General features: G+C 39.4%; 9 protein-coding genes. 4 read left to right on the forward strand and 5 right to left on the reverse strand.

Annotated elements, in window-relative coordinates; translation table 11 throughout:
- Positions 1-215: 215 nt before the first annotated feature.
- Positions 216-1937: a S41 family peptidase gene (locus tag HUW48_RS06600; RefSeq protein WP_246343722.1), complete on the reverse strand. Its 1722-nt coding sequence runs from the start codon at positions 1935-1937 to the stop codon at positions 216-218.
- A 438-nt stretch (positions 1938-2375) separates the two neighbouring features.
- Between HUW48_RS06600 and ruvX the strand changes: the two genes are divergently transcribed.
- The 4 genes from ruvX to HUW48_RS06620 all read left to right on the forward strand — a co-directional run bounded on the left by ruvX (position 2376) and on the right by HUW48_RS06620 (position 9359).
- The gene (gene ruvX, locus HUW48_RS06605; RefSeq protein ID WP_182414926.1) at positions 2376-2789 is read left to right on the forward strand and encodes a Holliday junction resolvase RuvX; all 414 of its coding nucleotides are present in this window, start codon (positions 2376-2378) and stop codon (positions 2787-2789) included.
- A 197-nt stretch (positions 2790-2986) separates the two neighbouring features.
- Positions 2987-3868, forward strand: coding sequence for an SDR family oxidoreductase (locus HUW48_RS06610; RefSeq protein WP_182414927.1), 882 nt, complete (start codon positions 2987-2989; stop codon positions 3866-3868).
- A gap of 199 nt (positions 3869-4067) precedes the next feature.
- Positions 4068-6014: a DNA polymerase III subunit gamma/tau gene (locus HUW48_RS06615; RefSeq protein WP_182414928.1), complete on the forward strand. Its 1947-nt coding sequence runs from the start codon at positions 4068-4070 to the stop codon at positions 6012-6014.
- 378 nt (positions 6015-6392) lie between these two features.
- Positions 6393-9359 carry a M16 family metallopeptidase gene (locus HUW48_RS06620; RefSeq protein WP_182414929.1) on the forward strand — a complete coding sequence of 989 codons (2967 nt, stop codon included), beginning with the start codon at positions 6393-6395 and terminating at the stop codon, positions 9357-9359.
- Between the two features lie 164 nt (positions 9360-9523).
- Here HUW48_RS06620 and rlmB read toward each other — a convergent pair whose 3' ends face one another.
- The 4 genes from rlmB to HUW48_RS06640 form a co-directional block, all read right to left on the reverse strand.
- On the reverse strand, positions 9524-10336 hold the full coding sequence (gene rlmB, locus HUW48_RS06625) for a 23S rRNA (guanosine(2251)-2'-O)-methyltransferase RlmB (RefSeq protein WP_182414930.1): 813 nt from the start codon (positions 10334-10336) through the stop codon (positions 9524-9526).
- Positions 10264-11523, reverse strand: coding sequence for a GWxTD domain-containing protein (locus HUW48_RS06630; protein WP_182414931.1), 1260 nt, complete (start codon positions 11521-11523; stop codon positions 10264-10266). The genes rlmB and HUW48_RS06630 overlap by 73 nt, the downstream gene beginning before the upstream one ends.
- A 322-nt stretch (positions 11524-11845) precedes the next feature.
- Positions 11846-14812, reverse strand: a complete 2967-nt coding sequence (locus tag HUW48_RS06635) for a glycosyltransferase family 117 protein (protein WP_182414932.1) — start codon at positions 14810-14812, stop codon at positions 11846-11848.
- Between the two features lie 126 nt (positions 14813-14938).
- On the reverse strand, positions 14939-15532 hold the full coding sequence (locus HUW48_RS06640; RefSeq protein WP_182414933.1) for a T9SS type A sorting domain-containing protein: 594 nt from the start codon (positions 15530-15532) through the stop codon (positions 14939-14941).
- Positions 15533-15539 lie beyond the last annotated feature (7 nt).

Genomic DNA, 15539 nt, shown 5'->3' on the forward strand with positions numbered 1-15539 from the left:
ATATCAATAAAATCCCAGAATGGCGCTTTATTTACCACAATTTCATCCACTTTATCTCCTGCTTTTAAGCTTCTTTTTAATTCTTCCCAATTCTCATCCTTAATGTTATTTTCTTAAACTTCTTCATTTAAACTAACTTATTTAAAAAAGAGAGCGGCTGACTTAAAACAAATAAATCAGCCGCTCTACTTAAAATAGTAAATTCAATGGTTATCCTAGTTCTCCACTCTAAATTTATTAATTCCTAATTGTACATAGCCTTTATTTAACTTATTGGCTTGATCGAACAATTTAAGTGCCTGCTGAAAATCAGGATCAGTTTCGTGGAAGATAGGATACAAACCTTCCGGGCCATAAACACTACGGGCAATATAAGCTTTTATATTGTTTTTAAGTAGGTTTTTGGATCGCTTAAATTCCTGATCGTTGTACTTAATTTTTAAATCTTTTGCTTCTTTGTTAATATTATCGAGCATCTTATCACTTACCTCAAAAGTAGATTTAAATTTATCGAAAGGCATTTTTTGCAGATCTGCTTTGTGATCCTGATAATACGTAAGGGCAAACTCACGCACTAAGTTTTTACTGTAAAGCTCGTTTAAATAATTAGTAACTTCCAAGGTATCGCGGGCTACAAATACATCTGGCATAATACCACCGCCGCCGTAAACCACCCGACCATGAAGGGTTTTGTATTTTAAGGAATCATTAAACTTAATGCTATCCGGGTGAAAAAACTCGCCATGCTGAAAACGATTCAAAATATCCATTTCGTAATCTTCCATCCCTTCGGTATAAGGTTTTTGAATAGAACGACCACTAGGAGTATAATAACGGGAAATGGTTAACCGCAATTCAGAGCCGTCGTTTAAAGGAATAGGCATTTGAACCAAACCTTTCCCGAACGAGCGCCGACCCACAATTAAAGCCCGGTCATTATCCTGTAAAGCTCCCGAAACAATTTCAGAGGCCGAGGCGCTGCCTTCATCTATCAGCACAATTACAGGGCCGTCTTCAAACTCACCGCGTACGTGGGCAAATGTTTCATTGTCGTATTTGGTACCTTTACCATCGGTATATACAATTTTTTTATTTCCTGAGATAAATTCGTCGGCCATACGAGTAGCCCGATCCATGTAACCACCCGGATTGCCCCGCAAATCCAGAATGAGCCGGTCCATACCTTTCTTTTTTAACTTAACAAGAGTCGATTTAAACTCGTCGTAAGTATTAGCCGAAAAGCGGGTAACTTTTATATAACCCGTGTGATTGTCAACCATGTAGCCAGTTTCTACCGAAACAGTTGGTATTTTATTCCGGGTTACGGTAAAATCCATTGGTTTTTTCTCGTTCCGTCGTAAAATGGTAAGGTTTACTTTAGTGCCTTTGCTGCCACGTAATTTTTCAAAAACTCCTTGCGTGGTAATACCGGCACCGGCAATATTTTTGCCATCTACCTTAATAATTTTATCACCGGCTTGCAAACCTACTGCTTCGGATGGGCCCCCACTAAGCGGAGCCACAATTTGAACAGTATCTTTAAAAATATTAAATTCTACCCCAATACCGTCGAAGTCGCCTTCTAAATAAGAGCGGGCAACATCCATTTCACTGGCCGGAATGTAAGCGGTGTGCGGGTCTAATTTTTCGAGCATCTGATTAATGGCAAAATCAGAAAGCTCTTCTACGTTAACCGTATCCACGTAATCCCGATCGATATAAGAAAGAATGTCCCGGAATTTTAAATAACTTTTAGCCGTACCCTGCGGGTTATTACCAGAAGGCTGGAAACCATTTGCTCCAATTAATATACCGGTTGCCAGTGCCAAACCTAAAAACAAAGGTAACCTTACCTGGAAAGTAGAATTTTTAAATTTTTCGCTCATGTTCATTAAACTTTTTTGGTGCAAGCAGCTTTCCATAATGCTTGCGGGCATTAGCAATCTAATATATTAGAATAAAGGCTATTTAACTACTTTTTAGACAAATACCCTTAAAATAAAGTTGCTTCTTTAAATGGATTATCCCATTAGTACAGCTAATTTTTATTTGCGCCTAGATATTATTGAAAATTGTAGTCAACTGCTTACTAATCAATAGTTCCGGAATATTACGTTGCTGCAGTTGTCTACGTAATTTTACTTGCATTAAGTTAAGCTAAACCAAGGTAAATTTGCTTCTAGAATATTAAAAATAATTTAATTATATGTAAACGGGCCAGTAAATAAAAAGTGAAGCCATGCACCTGAAAAATTTACTTTTTTTCCTGAAACTCTGAGTTGAACCCTGGTACTTTACCGAATAAGGCGTATGTAACGTAATACTTACTGCGACCAAATAATTATTTTTACTTAAAATTTAAAACTTTACTTAGCGTGGCCAGAATTGTAGCTATTGATTACGGAAACAAACGGGTTGGATTGGCTGTAACCGATCCCTTAAAATTAATTGCAACACCTCTCGAAACGGTTCATGCAAAAGATATTTACGATTTTTTGAAAAAATACACGCAAGAGCAAGAGGTAGAAGCCTTTGTAGTAGGTATGCCCAAAAAACTAGATAATACCCCTACCGATGTAACCAGCGCCGTAATTGGTTTTGTGCGTAAACTGCAAAAAGAAATACCTGCTATTCCGGTACATACCTTAGACGAGCGCTTTACCTCCCGAATGGCATTTCAGGCTATGATTGCGGGTGGACTGAAGAAAAAAGACCGCCAAAACAAAGCTACCATAGATAAAGTAAGCGCAGCCATAATCTTGCAGTCGTACCTAGAGGCAAATCCATAAACTATCATTAAACTATCACTCAAATTGTCTAATACCCTGTTTTGGTACCAGAAACATTTATATTAAATATTTGTACCCTTTCAGTAGAACAAATTAACTAATAACGGTTTACTCTTTAGATTATCAATTTTTAATAAATTATTTTAAACCCGATAGTCTTATACCCGTTCTGGAGTTTAATACTGTAAATACAAACTATGCACGAAACTATTTTAGTTACCGGTGCTACCGGCACGGTGGGCAGCGAAGCCATTAAAGCTTTATCTACGGAAGATGTAAAAGTGCGAGCAGGTGTGCACTCCATTATAAAAGGCGACCGGTTGAAGGTATTCCCGAATGTAGACCTGGTAGAAATTGATTTTTCCCGTTCTGAATCTTTAAAAGTAGCTTTGACCGGTGTTACCCGCGTTTTCCTGATTACACCTTTAACGCATAATCAAGTAGAAATAGCCAAAAATTTTATTGATGAAGCAAAACAAGTAGGAGTAAAGCAAATAGTACGATTATCGGCTATTGGAGCGGACGCCGAACCAGGTATCCAGTTAGGCCGCTGGCACCACGAAATAGAAAAACATTTGGAAAACTCTGGTATCCCGTACGTAATCTTGCGGCCAACTTCGTTTATGCAAAACTTTATTAATTACGCAGGGGCTAGTATTTTACAAGAAAATAAAATTTATCAACCACTCGGGGAGGGCAAAGTGAGCTACATTGATGCCCATAATATTGCTGCAGTAGCGAAAGTAGTTTTAACGCAAAATGATTTTAAAAACCAGGTACTAGAGTTAACCGGTCCGGAAGCTATTTCGGTGCAGGAAGTTGCGGCTATTTTATCTGAAGTTACCGGCCGCACCATTACCTACGTAGATGTGCCCGACCAAGCCGCCCGACAGGCCATGAGCAGCATGCATGCTCCGGATTGGATGATTGATGCGATGATGGAACTTAACAATATCTCAAAATCGGGTTACGCAGCTACTGTTACGGATACGGTAGAAAAAATTACCGGACAACGAGGCCGAACATTTAAAGAATTTGCCCAGGAAAACGCCCATTTTTTTATTCCGGAACACCTTTAATAGTGTCTTATAGCCAGTATATTGTTAAGTAAAAGTAGCCGAAACAATTTATTTCGGGTTAGGTGAAGAAAACAAATCTGAGGCTTAAATTTTTAATAAAATTGCTGTTTTAATTTAATATATTGATCTATAGCAGGTTAGTGCAAGGTTAAACTTTTAGCTTTCAAGCTTACACCGGTTTTCTTATCTTTGTTTAAGGATGGAAAACTTTGTTGTATCGGCACGTAAATACCGGCCAGCTACTTTCGATAGCGTGGTGGGGCAGCACCACATTACCACTACGCTTAAAAATGCGATTAATAGTAATCACCTGGCCCAGGCATTTTTATTTTGTGGCCCCAGGGGAGTGGGTAAAACTACTTGCGCGCGTATTTTAGCGAAAACCATCAATTGCCAGAATATTACACCTACTACCGAGGCTTGTAATGTATGTGAGTCGTGCCGGAGTTTTAATAACAACGCTTCGTTTAACGTTCACGAACTCGATGCTGCTTCTAACAACTCCGTAGAAGATATCCGGAATTTAGTAGAACAAGTTCGTTATGCCCCGCAAACTGGTAAATACAAAATATATATCATCGATGAGGTGCATATGCTCTCGAACTCGGCTTTTAACGCGTTCCTGAAAACCCTGGAAGAGCCGCCTTCTTACGCTATTTTTATTTTAGCTACCACCGAACGGCACAAAATTATTCCAACTATCTTGTCGCGTTGCCAGATTTTCGATTTTAACCGAATCCGGATTGAGGATATGGTTAAGCACTTAAACAATATTGCGGCGAAAGAAGAAATTACCGCGGAAGACGATGCTTTACATTTAATTGCTCAGAAAGCAGATGGAGCCTTGCGCGACGCTCTTTCCATTTTTGACCAGATGGTGACGTTTTCCGGAAACAAGATTACCTACAAAGCAACCGTAGATAACTTGCACATTCTGGATTATGATTATTATTTTAAGTTAACGGATTATTTTCTGGCCAATAATTTATCGGGTACTTTACTTTTATTCGATGAGATTTTAAAAAACGGGTTCGATGCCCATAATTTCGTTTTAGGGATTGGGGAACACTTCCGGAGTTTACTCGTGTGTAGAGATCCGGTAACGGTGCAATTGCTGGAAGTATCGGATAATATTAAAACCAAATATGCGCAACAAGCGCAGAAAGCTTCGTTGTCGTTGTTATTGTCCGGGTTAAATATTGTGGCGGCTTGCGACCAGAACTTTAAAAATAGTAAAAATCAGCGCTTGCACGTCGAGCTTTGCCTCATGAAACTGGTACACTTGCCCTCGGCAGTTACCTTTGCGAAAGACTTCTCCTCCAACGGCGACGTCAAAAAAAAAACTAGCTTAGAATCGGATGTTAAAGTAAATACGCTTTCTGAAGCACCGGGTGTAACTTCTATGCCAGATACAAACGGTCAGAAAGCATCGACTACCTCAATTACCTCAACTGCTAATGGGGCAAGTGTTGTTCCAGTGGCTATGCCAATTAATGATAGTAATGGAAGCGTTGTGGCAGAACCAATGTCGGTTACTTCACCCACGGCAATAAATAAATTACCTCCGGTGCCAACTGTGCCGCTGCCCGCGCCTAATGTACCCGAAGATCAATACACCGAACAACAATTTATCCGGCCGGCTGCTCCCTTGCCACCTGCCAAAAAAATAGTAAAGTTACCTAGTTTAAAAGACATTAAGGCCCAGGTACAAAGTCCAGTTGTTAACCAAGAGGCGGCAGTTTTAGAAGCAGAACCAGAAAGTCTTAACCAAGGCTCTATTCAGCCAGTTAATCAATTTGAGTTTGAAATGGTATGGAAACAGCTCACCGAACAGAAAAAAGCCGAAGGGAAAATGGCGGAATACATGATTCTGAATCGGCCGGTGCAACTAACCTCTACTAATGAAATAAGGTTAGAGGTAGAAAACCACGTGCAAATTGAACAATTTAATTCTATCCGCGCCGAATTTTTAGCAGCATTGCGAAACCGGTTGCGCAATAATCGCCTTAATGTAAAAATCGAAGTAAAAACGCAGGTAGAAGGAGTAAAGCTGTATACCTCCATAGATAAATACAACTACCTCGCTGAACGGTATCCCATCTTACCTGAGATAAAAAAACGATTGGGCTTAGATACTTCTTTTTAAATTTTCAGTTCTCCGGGTAAGCTCAAAATAAGGGAGTAGAGATTACCCGAAATAGTAAATTTCATTCCTCTCAGGCTTTACTTTACAGTAAAAATTTACTTTTTTATCTGAATTCAGATCCGGCATTTCAAATTCTTTACTGGCCAAACTATAATTCCAGGTTCTGACGCAAATCAAAATTTTTTGAGAGAATTGGTGATAAAGATACAACGTAGCTTAGATGGCTTCTTCTTCCGTGTTTTTAGCTTGTTGCAGGTGGAGGGGTAAACAATAGCTTAAACTAATAATTCATCAGATCACCTCGTTATTTAACTACAAATAAAAATCCTATATTTAATCATCAGAGATTACATTCAGTTCACGCATTTATTTCCTATAATGAAGAAAATATTTTATCCCTGGCTTTTAGTCGCCGTGTTGTTGCTGCCCCAGTGTAAAACTACTAGCCGGCAAACAAGTACTCCTCCAACTGCCACTACTGACCCGACTGCCCAACCAAAAGAAAAAACTTATACCTATACCACTGCCCCCGGCGATTCTTTAAAAGCAAGAATTTATAAGCTGGATAATGGGTTAACGGTGTATTTAACCGACTACAAAGATGCCCCACGTATTCAAACGTACATTGCCGTGCGGGCCGGTAGTAAAAACGATCCGGCTACGGCTACGGGTTTAGCTCACTATTTAGAACACATGGTGTTTAAGGGAACCTCTAGATTAGGTTCTTTAGATTATGCCAAAGAAAAACCAGAACTCGATAAAATTGAACAGCTCTACGAATTGTATCGCAGTAAAAAAGATGCCGTTGAGCGGAAGAAAATTTACCATCAGATTGATAGTGTTTCTGGAGTGGCCGCTAAGTACGCTATTGCCAACGAATACGATAAAATTCTAGCTTCAATTGGCGGTAGCGGCTCTAATGCTTACACCTCGGTAGAGCAAACAGTTTATACCGGAGATATTCCAGCAAACCAACTGGAAAAATGGGCGATGGTAGAAGCCGAACGTTTCGGGGAAATGGTGCCGCGCTTGTTTCATACCGAACTGGAAGCGGTTTACGAAGAAAAAAACCGTACGCTGGATAGCGATGGCCGCAAGGTATTTACTGCTATGCTCGAAGGATTATTCCCGACGCACCAATATGGCACGCAAACTACTATTGGCACCATCGAACACCTGAAAAATCCTTCTATTACCGAGATAAAAAAGTATTTTGATGCGTATTATGTGCCCAATAATATGGCCATTGCCATGAGCGGCGACTTAGATCCCGATCAAACTATCCGGATTATTGATAAATACTTTGGTAAACTAAAATCAAAGCCACTGCCCACCTACACGTCACCCGCTGAAGCTCCCATTGCCAAACCAGTAGTAAAAGAGGTGTTAGGGCCCAATGCCGAAAGTATGATGCTGGGTTTTCGTTTTCCGGGTGTTACTACCCGCGAAGCTTTGGTGCTGGAAATGATTAGCCAGATACTCGCTAATGGCCAAGCCGGACTTATCGATTTAAATTTAAATCAAAAACAAGTTGTATTAGAAGCCTCTTCGTTCGATTATACCATGAACGATTATTCGGCGAATTTGCTGTCGGGTACTCCGCGTCAAGGGCAGACTTTAGAGCAGGTAAAAGATTTGCTTTTAAGTCAGGTTAATTTGGTAAAGCAAGGTAAGTTCGAAGATTGGTTAATTCCGGCTATTATAAATAATAATAAAATGGCCTTAATGAAATCATACGAAAGTAATGAGGCTCGGGCGGATGCTTTTGTGAGCGCCTTTGTGGCACGCCAGGATTGGAAAGATTACATCCAGCGCGATAAAGATTTTGCCGGAATTACTAAGCAGGAAGTAATGCAGGTGGCTAATAAATTCTACGGTAATAATTACGTGGTGGTTTATAAACGTATCGGCAAAGATCCAAACATGCAGAAAGTAGAAAAACCTACTATTACTCCCGTTTCCGTAAACCGCGATGCTCAATCTGACTTTTATAAACAGGTAATGGCCGGCAAAACAACGGAACTGCAACCCGTTTTTGTAGATTATAAAAAGGACATTAGCGAGGTAAAATTAAAGCAGAATATACCTCTTTATTACACCCGAAATAAGGAGAATGGCTTGTTTAACCTGTATTATATTCTGGAAACCGGCACTAATAATAATTTAAAGTTAGGATTAGCAGTTAATTACCTTAAATATTTAGGGAATGATAAATTTAGTGCGGAGGAATTACAAAAAGAATTTTACAAGTTAGGCTGCTCTTTTGATGTGTTTACTTCACAAGAACAAGTGTACGTGAGTTTATCGGGGCTAGACGCAAATTTTGAAAAAGGATTAACCTTGTTCGAAAGTGTATTACAAAATCCGAAATCCGACCAACAAGCTTTAACCGATTTAATTGCCGGAATTTTAAAAGAACGGGCTGATGCGAAGCGGAATAAAAGTACTATTCACAGTGTAGCTATGGTTAATTACGCGAAATATGGCCCTAAAAACCCGTTCACGAACATAATACCCGAAAATCAGCTCAAAAAAGTTAAGCCGCAGGAATTAGTTGATTTAATAAAAACTATACCTACTTACGAGCATCACGTGCTGTATTACGGTCCACGACTAGCCGAGAACTTAACTACAATCCTCAATACCAACCATATTGTTCCGGCAACCCTGAAGCCGGTGCCACCTTTAAAAGTATTTCAGGAGCGTGACATTGCAGAACGCCAGGTATATTGGACCGATTACAACATGGTGCAAGCCGAGTTAATTTTCCTGACCAAATCTTTTAACTTCGATGCGAAACAAGTGCCTACTATAACCTTATACAACGAGTATTTTGGTGGCAACATGGGTTCCATTGTATTTCAGGAATTACGAGAATCAAAAGCCTTGGCTTATTCAGCCAGTTCCAGGTATGCTAATGCCAGCCGAAAAGACCGCGCAAATTACATCTTGTCGTATATTGGAACCCAATCGGATAAGTTACCAGAGGCAATGGAAGGCATGCAAACTTTACTAAATGATATGCCGCAAGCAGAAGCTAATTTTGCTAATGCCAAAGAAAGTATCCGGAATAGCATTGCCACGGAGCGAATTACTAAATCCAGTATTTTATTTGATTATGAACGCGCGAAGCGCTTGGGTATTGACTACGACATCCGCCAGGATGTTTACCAAAATATAAACGCTATGACTTTTGATGATATGAAGAAATTTCAGCAGCAGTTTATTAAAGGTCAGAATCAAATGATTTTGGTTATAGGTTCTAAAGACCGGCTTAATTTTAAAGAATTAAGTAAATACGGGAAAGTAAAACAACTATCATTAAAAGAATTGTTCGGGTATTAATTTCTGATTTAGGAGTTTAGAAAAAGGGTTAGTTACTATTTGTAACTAACCCTTTTTATTTTTTATGGGTAATAATTTTAATAAAGTTTTAGACTGCAAGGAGTAAACTTTATTAACCTTTTTACTGTAAATTTTAAATCTTAAAAACAACTAAAATGTTGTTTTTAAGATTTCTTCGCTGCTAATCTTTGCCGCAAAACTTCGAATAAAACTATCCCACTTGCAACCGAAACATTTAAAGAACCAATCTGACCGGCCATTGGAATTTTTAAACGTACATCGGCTTTTTTCAGATATTCCGGTGAAATACCATCTTCTTCGCTGCCCATTAAAATAGCGGTTGGTCCGGTTAAATCAATTTTTTCTGTGAGGCTATGTTCAGCTTTTTCGGTGCATGCTACTATTTGCATACCAGATTCCTGCAAATAATTTAAAGTGTCTTTTAGATTAAACTCCCGACAAACCGGAATTATATTTAAGGCGCCCGCCGAGGTTTTTAAAGCATCGCCATTGATTTGGGCTGCCCCCCGACTTGGAATAATAATAGCGTCCACACCCATACACTCGGCATTTCGGGCAATAGAACCAAAATTGCGCACATCAGTTATTCGATCTAAAATCAAAAGCAAGGGCGTTTTCCCTCGTTCGTAGATACCCGCTACAATATTGTCGAGCGGCATGTAAGTAATTGCCGACAAAAAAGCCACGGCTCCCTGATGATTCTTGCGGGTTAACGTATCTAGTTTTTCTATTGGCACAGTAGCCACCGGTACATTAGCTTGCTGCGCCAATTCGGTAATATCAGTCGTTATGCTATTGCGCTGGCCTTTTTGCAAGTAAATACGTTCGATATCTTTACCCGCGTTTAATGCTTCCAGAATCGGCCGAAGGCCAAAAATCATTTCTATCTTCTCCGATTTCTCCTTCCGGAAAGTCCGGGGTCGGGAGTCGGAATCCCGATATTTCCTTTTCTCCATTGATCTACTTGATTATACCAGATAAATTCATAGGCCGCATCGCGTACCAGTTCGTAATAGTTTTGAGTAAAGGTATTTGGTTTTTTAATGAAAATAAATTTTACTTCTCCACTCTGACCAAAATTACGCTGATAAATCCATTCTTCCCGGTCCCAGGTACGGGTAAGAAAATCAGGTGAACCAAATACCAGGTAAATCATTCCCCGGTCGGTGAGCCAACCGGCTTTATGCGCTGAAAAATAATTATTTGCTTTTTCTACCCGCCCGTAATACTCCTTAATTAAACTTTTGCCTAAATTTTTATCTTGCCGGGCAATACTCAGCCAAAAAGCATCTACTGCTAGTTTCGGCTGGTCCGAATCGTATAAATTTTTACGTTCAACGGAGCTGGTTAGGTAAATTAAAGGTTCAATTAATTCTGCTGCGGAGGTTAAAGCCGGAAAACTCCCTTCTTCTACCAATAAGGACCGTTGATTGCCCCCATTTTCTAGTAAATAAATTCCAGATTCAGGGAGTGTAATGGGTTGGTTGGTAGTAAAAGTTTGTTTGCTTTGTACTTTAAGAGTAGGGGAGGGTGCCGCCATTTTGCGCGACATAGGCGGAATGGCTGGCGTAAAAGATAATGGAAATTGCCGAACCGTTACTGCCGTATCCGGATTAGTAGATGCGATGTAAAAAGGGTGCCTATTGTTAACAAACGGATGAAACAAAGGTAGCTGACCCGTAGAATCCTTAAGAGTAAAAGTTTTCCTTACAAAGGCATTGGTGAGGGGAATATCTAAAAACTGTTCTTCCTGTATGGCTGATAATTGGGGTACACGTATAATAAGCACTGAAGGAAAATTTACTTTACTAATTGGTATAGCAAAAGTTACTATTGCTGATTTATCGGGTAATTCCGTTATTTTTTTGTTAACTGCTTGAACTGAATCGCGCAAATAAATAGTGGTGCGGCTATAATCCCTGCTAAGGAAGTACGGAAGTGCTCTACCTGGTTTTTGTAAATTGCCAATAGTAACTTTATCGGTTATTTTTAAGAAAATGTGAACGCTATCCCCTTCGGTTTGTAAATCATAGTTTAAACCAGTATCAGGTCCGAACTGATAATTTAATCCAGATTGCCGCGTTGCTAGCTCTGGCGAACAGGCACTAATTCCCAAACAGAACCAGCTTAAAATGCATAGCATTATTGAATTGAATTTCAATTTTCTAAATTTTTGCCGGAAGTGAAATAGACGATATACCGACATTATTTTTTACTATTTTCTGGTTAAAAGTAATTTAGAATAAACTTAAACATCTGGACAAAGGTAATTGCTTTTACAGTTTTCTTTAAAATTGAAAAACGCAAATTCATCCGAAACTATTAGCTCAAGTACCTTTTCATCTGTTATCCAGGTATTATAATAAGTAAACAAATCTAGCAGCAATTTATTTTACGCGGAAACAGAAAAGCCGGTCTACTCACCGGCTTTTCTGTTATATTAACTTATTAAATAAAGTGAATTTTTATTGATTGCCACCATAATACCGCATAAACGTTTGTTCCATTTTACTGGCGCGATCATTTAAACCTAATGCCCGGGCGGCAAAAATGAGTTGTTGTAAAGTTATAAAGTTTGTTTGCATCTCCCGGTCAAACAGGCTGCCTTGTTCCGAATAATAAGCCAGGGCCTTGGCGGTACGTTGTTCTAGCTTATCCATAATTTCCAGTGCCTTTTGTTTTTCGCCTACTTTGTTTAAAGGTTCAATAAACTGCGGCGTGTAATAATCGTAAGGAATGGATTTATCCGGCATTACTTTAAAGCAATAATCCATTACTTCTTTTGCTTTAGCTGTGTTATTGCTCGCTAAATAAGCGGCAGCTAAGCGGTAAAATTTGTCGCGGGTATTAGGCGGTAACTGACTAATGAAGCTTTCGTCGTAGAAAATACGTGGATTATCTAAATTACGCCATTGGAATTTCTTCATCATATTGTCGTACATCAGATCTTTGGCTACGTAACCTTCTGCCTCGGCATCTTGGTTTTTAACCGGTAAAATCCGATACGCCAAGCCTTCTAACTGAAAGTAGGGTTGCAAATTCATGAAATCGGAACTGGACACCGTAGTGGAGAAATACACCGGACGTTTCCAGTCGTTAGTAGCCAAAATATCTAAAATGGCTAGGTGCTTCTTTTCTAAAGCCGATTTACCTATGTTCCATGCCATTTGATCAACAATCTGATTTTCCCGCTCTTTCGGTACAATACCGCTTTTTATTACGGCTTCTTTATTAACATTCAGGAAAAAGTTCTTCGTCGGGAAAGACATAAAAGGCTTACCTGTTTGAGCCGCTACCTGCAAAATCGGATGGTTTTGTTTTACTAGAGAAATAAACTGTTTTAAATCCATACCGGCTTTTACCTGCGGTTTTTCCATGAAAGGCAGATAATCATTGGTACCCTGACGATAATTTTCGTTTTCGAGGGATATAGGTAAGGGAGCGGACTTATACGAGCGGCGCTTCATCTGATCCAGGTACCAATCGGTATTTAAATAACTCAATACGGCTACCCGAACATCCGTCCGAAATCCTTCTACTTCCTGCGCGTACCAAAGCGGGAAAGTATCGTTATCGCCATTCGTAAACAAAATAGCATTAGGTGCGCAGGAACTCAATAAGTTTTTAGCCGAGTCAACGGTATTGTATTTATCAGATCGGTCGTGGTCGTCCCAGCCCTGAACCGCCATAATAATAGGTACAATCAGGCAGAGTACAGAGGTCACTAAAGCCCGGGTAGTATAGTTACGAATAACTTTTTCGAGCAGAGCGGCTAGTCCAATTACCCCTAATCCAATCCAAATACAGAAAGCGTAGAACGAACCCGCAAAGGTGTAATCGCGTTCGCGGGGCTCAATGGGTGGTTGGTTTAAGTAAAGCGCTATAGCAATACCTGTAAAGAAAAATATTAAGCCAACAATAAAGGCGTTTTTTTCATCTTTTCGCGCCTGAAAAAACAATCCTATTAATCCTAGGATCAATGGTAGCATGTAAAAGTTATTACGCGCTTTGCTATCCGCTACCCGTGGCGGCAGGTTATCCGTGCGTTCAACGGGCCACAGAACACCCGATTGTTGCACATCCCCGTCGCGTCCCACAAAATTCCACAAAAAGTAGCGCCAATACATGTGCCCCAATTGGTAATTAAACAGAAAAGACAAGTTTTGCCCCATCGTAGGCTTCTGACCTTCCTGAATATCTACCCATTTTTTATATTCCTGAATATGTTGCGGCTGTGGACTATAAATCCGGGGTAGCAAAGCCATATCCTTAGGGTCATAAACAGGTTCTATTTTGTAATCTACTATTTCGTATTTGTCTTTACCTTTAACGTAACGCGGTTCACCTTCTTTCTGGTCGATAACTTCGCCACTAAATTGGGGACCGTACAATAGCGGACGATCGCCGTATTGCTCACGCTTTAAATACGATACAAAGCTTACAATATTCTCCGGATCGTTTTCATCAATGGTAGGATCGTAAGTAGAACGAATCGGAATGATCAGGTAAGAAGAGTAGCCAATTAAAATAAAGATAAAGCAAAGCAATGCCGTATTCAAAACTTGATTTCCGCGTTTATGCGAGTATAACAAGCCGTATATAATAGCCGCCAGAAATAATACTAAGAATATAATAATTCCGCTGCCGAAAGGTAAACCAATATTATTGATAAAAAATACTTCGAACCGGCCGGCCAACGATGGTAGACCTGGAATAATTCCCCACAAAATTATTCCTATAATTAAAGCACTGGTTACAAAAGTAAATACCACACCTTTGGTAGAAATTTTGCCTAAATTAGTTCTGTAATAATAAATAAAGGCAAGAGCAGGAACAGCCAGCAAATTGAGCAAATGCACCCCAATAGATAAACCAATCATGTAAGCTATCAAAATAAGCCATTTATCAGCTGCAGCCCGATCCGTCTTACTTTCCCACTTCAGCATAGCCCAAAAAACAAATGCTGTAAAGAACGATGACATGGCATAAACTTCAGCCTCAACTGCCGAAAACCAGAATGAATCTGAAAAAGTAAAAGCTAAAGCTCCAACTACCCCACTACCTAAAATTAAGAGACTTTGACCAGCTGAAGGTTGACCATCTTCTGATTTCACGATTAGCTTCCGGGCAAGTATGGTAATGGTCCAGAATAAGAATAATACAGTACCGCTGCTCATTAAACCAGATAAGAAGTTAATAAGAGGAGCAACTTTTAGCACATCATCGCCAGCGAATAAAGAGAAAATACGGCCAATTAATAAGAAAAATGGTGCGCCTGGAGGATGCGGAACTAATAATTTGTAGGCACAGGCAATAAACTCTCCGGCATCCCAAAAACTGGCAGTAGGTTCAATAGTTAAGCCATAAACAAGCGTAGCCATTACAAAAACCATCCAACCAACAATGTTGTTAATTCTATTAAACTGAATCATAAAGCTTATTTGAAAGAATCCCCGAAAGTAATAAATTAAGTTTTATAAAGAGTGGTGTGAATATAAATTTCAAAAAAATAGCCGGCTATTGGGCCGGCTATCTTATTAAACTATTTTAAGTAAAATTTATTGTTGCAAAATCAAGCGTTTGGTTTCTACCATTTTGTCATTTACTAGCAAACTATAGAAATAAATGCCTGCGGGCCGATCCGATAAATCAATAGAGATATCGGCTGCATTTGCGTTTTCTCCTAAAGTAATAGTCTGAATAACCTTACCAATGGTATTAGATATTTTTATTTTGTAAATATCACCAGAAGTTTGAGTTAACGAAATGGTAACACGACCCTTTGATGGGTTTGGATAGGCACTTAAAGTAGGAAGTAACCTAGTTTTGCCTCCATCAGTACCAATACCATTTTGCACCGGTCCTACGCCTAACATATGGCTGTTGCCTGTAGTAGCAGTATAATGTACAAATTTTTTACTAGCAAAAGGTTTTAGTAAGTCAGAGGAAAAATTGGCGAAACTAAAAGAAGGCCAAGAATTATAAACAGCTGCTATTGTTGGCTCCACTTTGTCGGTGTGCCAGGCTGAAATAATTGCTGGAGTATAACCGTTCTTAGGTACATCTGTAATGGTCAATCTTTTATTAGCATGCCCTGCCAGGCAGGACCCTACCAATAAGAAAAAGACCCCTATTTTAGTAAAAGTATTCATATCATAT

The organism is Adhaeribacter radiodurans (genome assembly GCF_014075995.1).
Classification (GTDB): domain Bacteria; phylum Bacteroidota; class Bacteroidia; order Cytophagales; family Hymenobacteraceae; genus Adhaeribacter; species Adhaeribacter radiodurans.

Bases quoted from the DNA above. Each gene is read 5' to 3' on its own strand.
- HUW48_RS06600 (WP_246343722.1), bottom strand. From the start codon at position 1,937: ATGCCCGCAAGCATTATGGAAAGCTGCTTGCACCAAAAAAGTTTAATG.
- HUW48_RS06610 (WP_182414927.1), top strand. From the start codon at position 2,987: ATGCACGAAACTATTTTAGTTACCGGTGCTACCGGCACGGTGGGCAGC.
- HUW48_RS06615 (WP_182414928.1), top strand. From the start codon at position 4,068: ATGGAAAACTTTGTTGTATCGGCACGTAAATACCGGCCAGCTACTTTC.
- HUW48_RS06620 (WP_182414929.1), top strand. From the start codon at position 6,393: ATGAAGAAAATATTTTATCCCTGGCTTTTAGTCGCCGTGTTGTTGCTG.
- rlmB (WP_182414930.1), bottom strand. From the start codon at position 10,336: ATGGAGAAAAGGAAATATCGGGATTCCGACTCCCGACCCCGGACTTTC.
- HUW48_RS06630 (WP_182414931.1), bottom strand. From the start codon at position 11,523: ATGCTATGCATTTTAAGCTGGTTCTGTTTGGGAATTAGTGCCTGTTCG.
- HUW48_RS06635 (WP_182414932.1), bottom strand. From the start codon at position 14,812: ATGATTCAGTTTAATAGAATTAACAACATTGTTGGTTGGATGGTTTTT.
- HUW48_RS06640 (WP_182414933.1), bottom strand. From the start codon at position 15,532: ATGAATACTTTTACTAAAATAGGGGTCTTTTTCTTATTGGTAGGGTCC.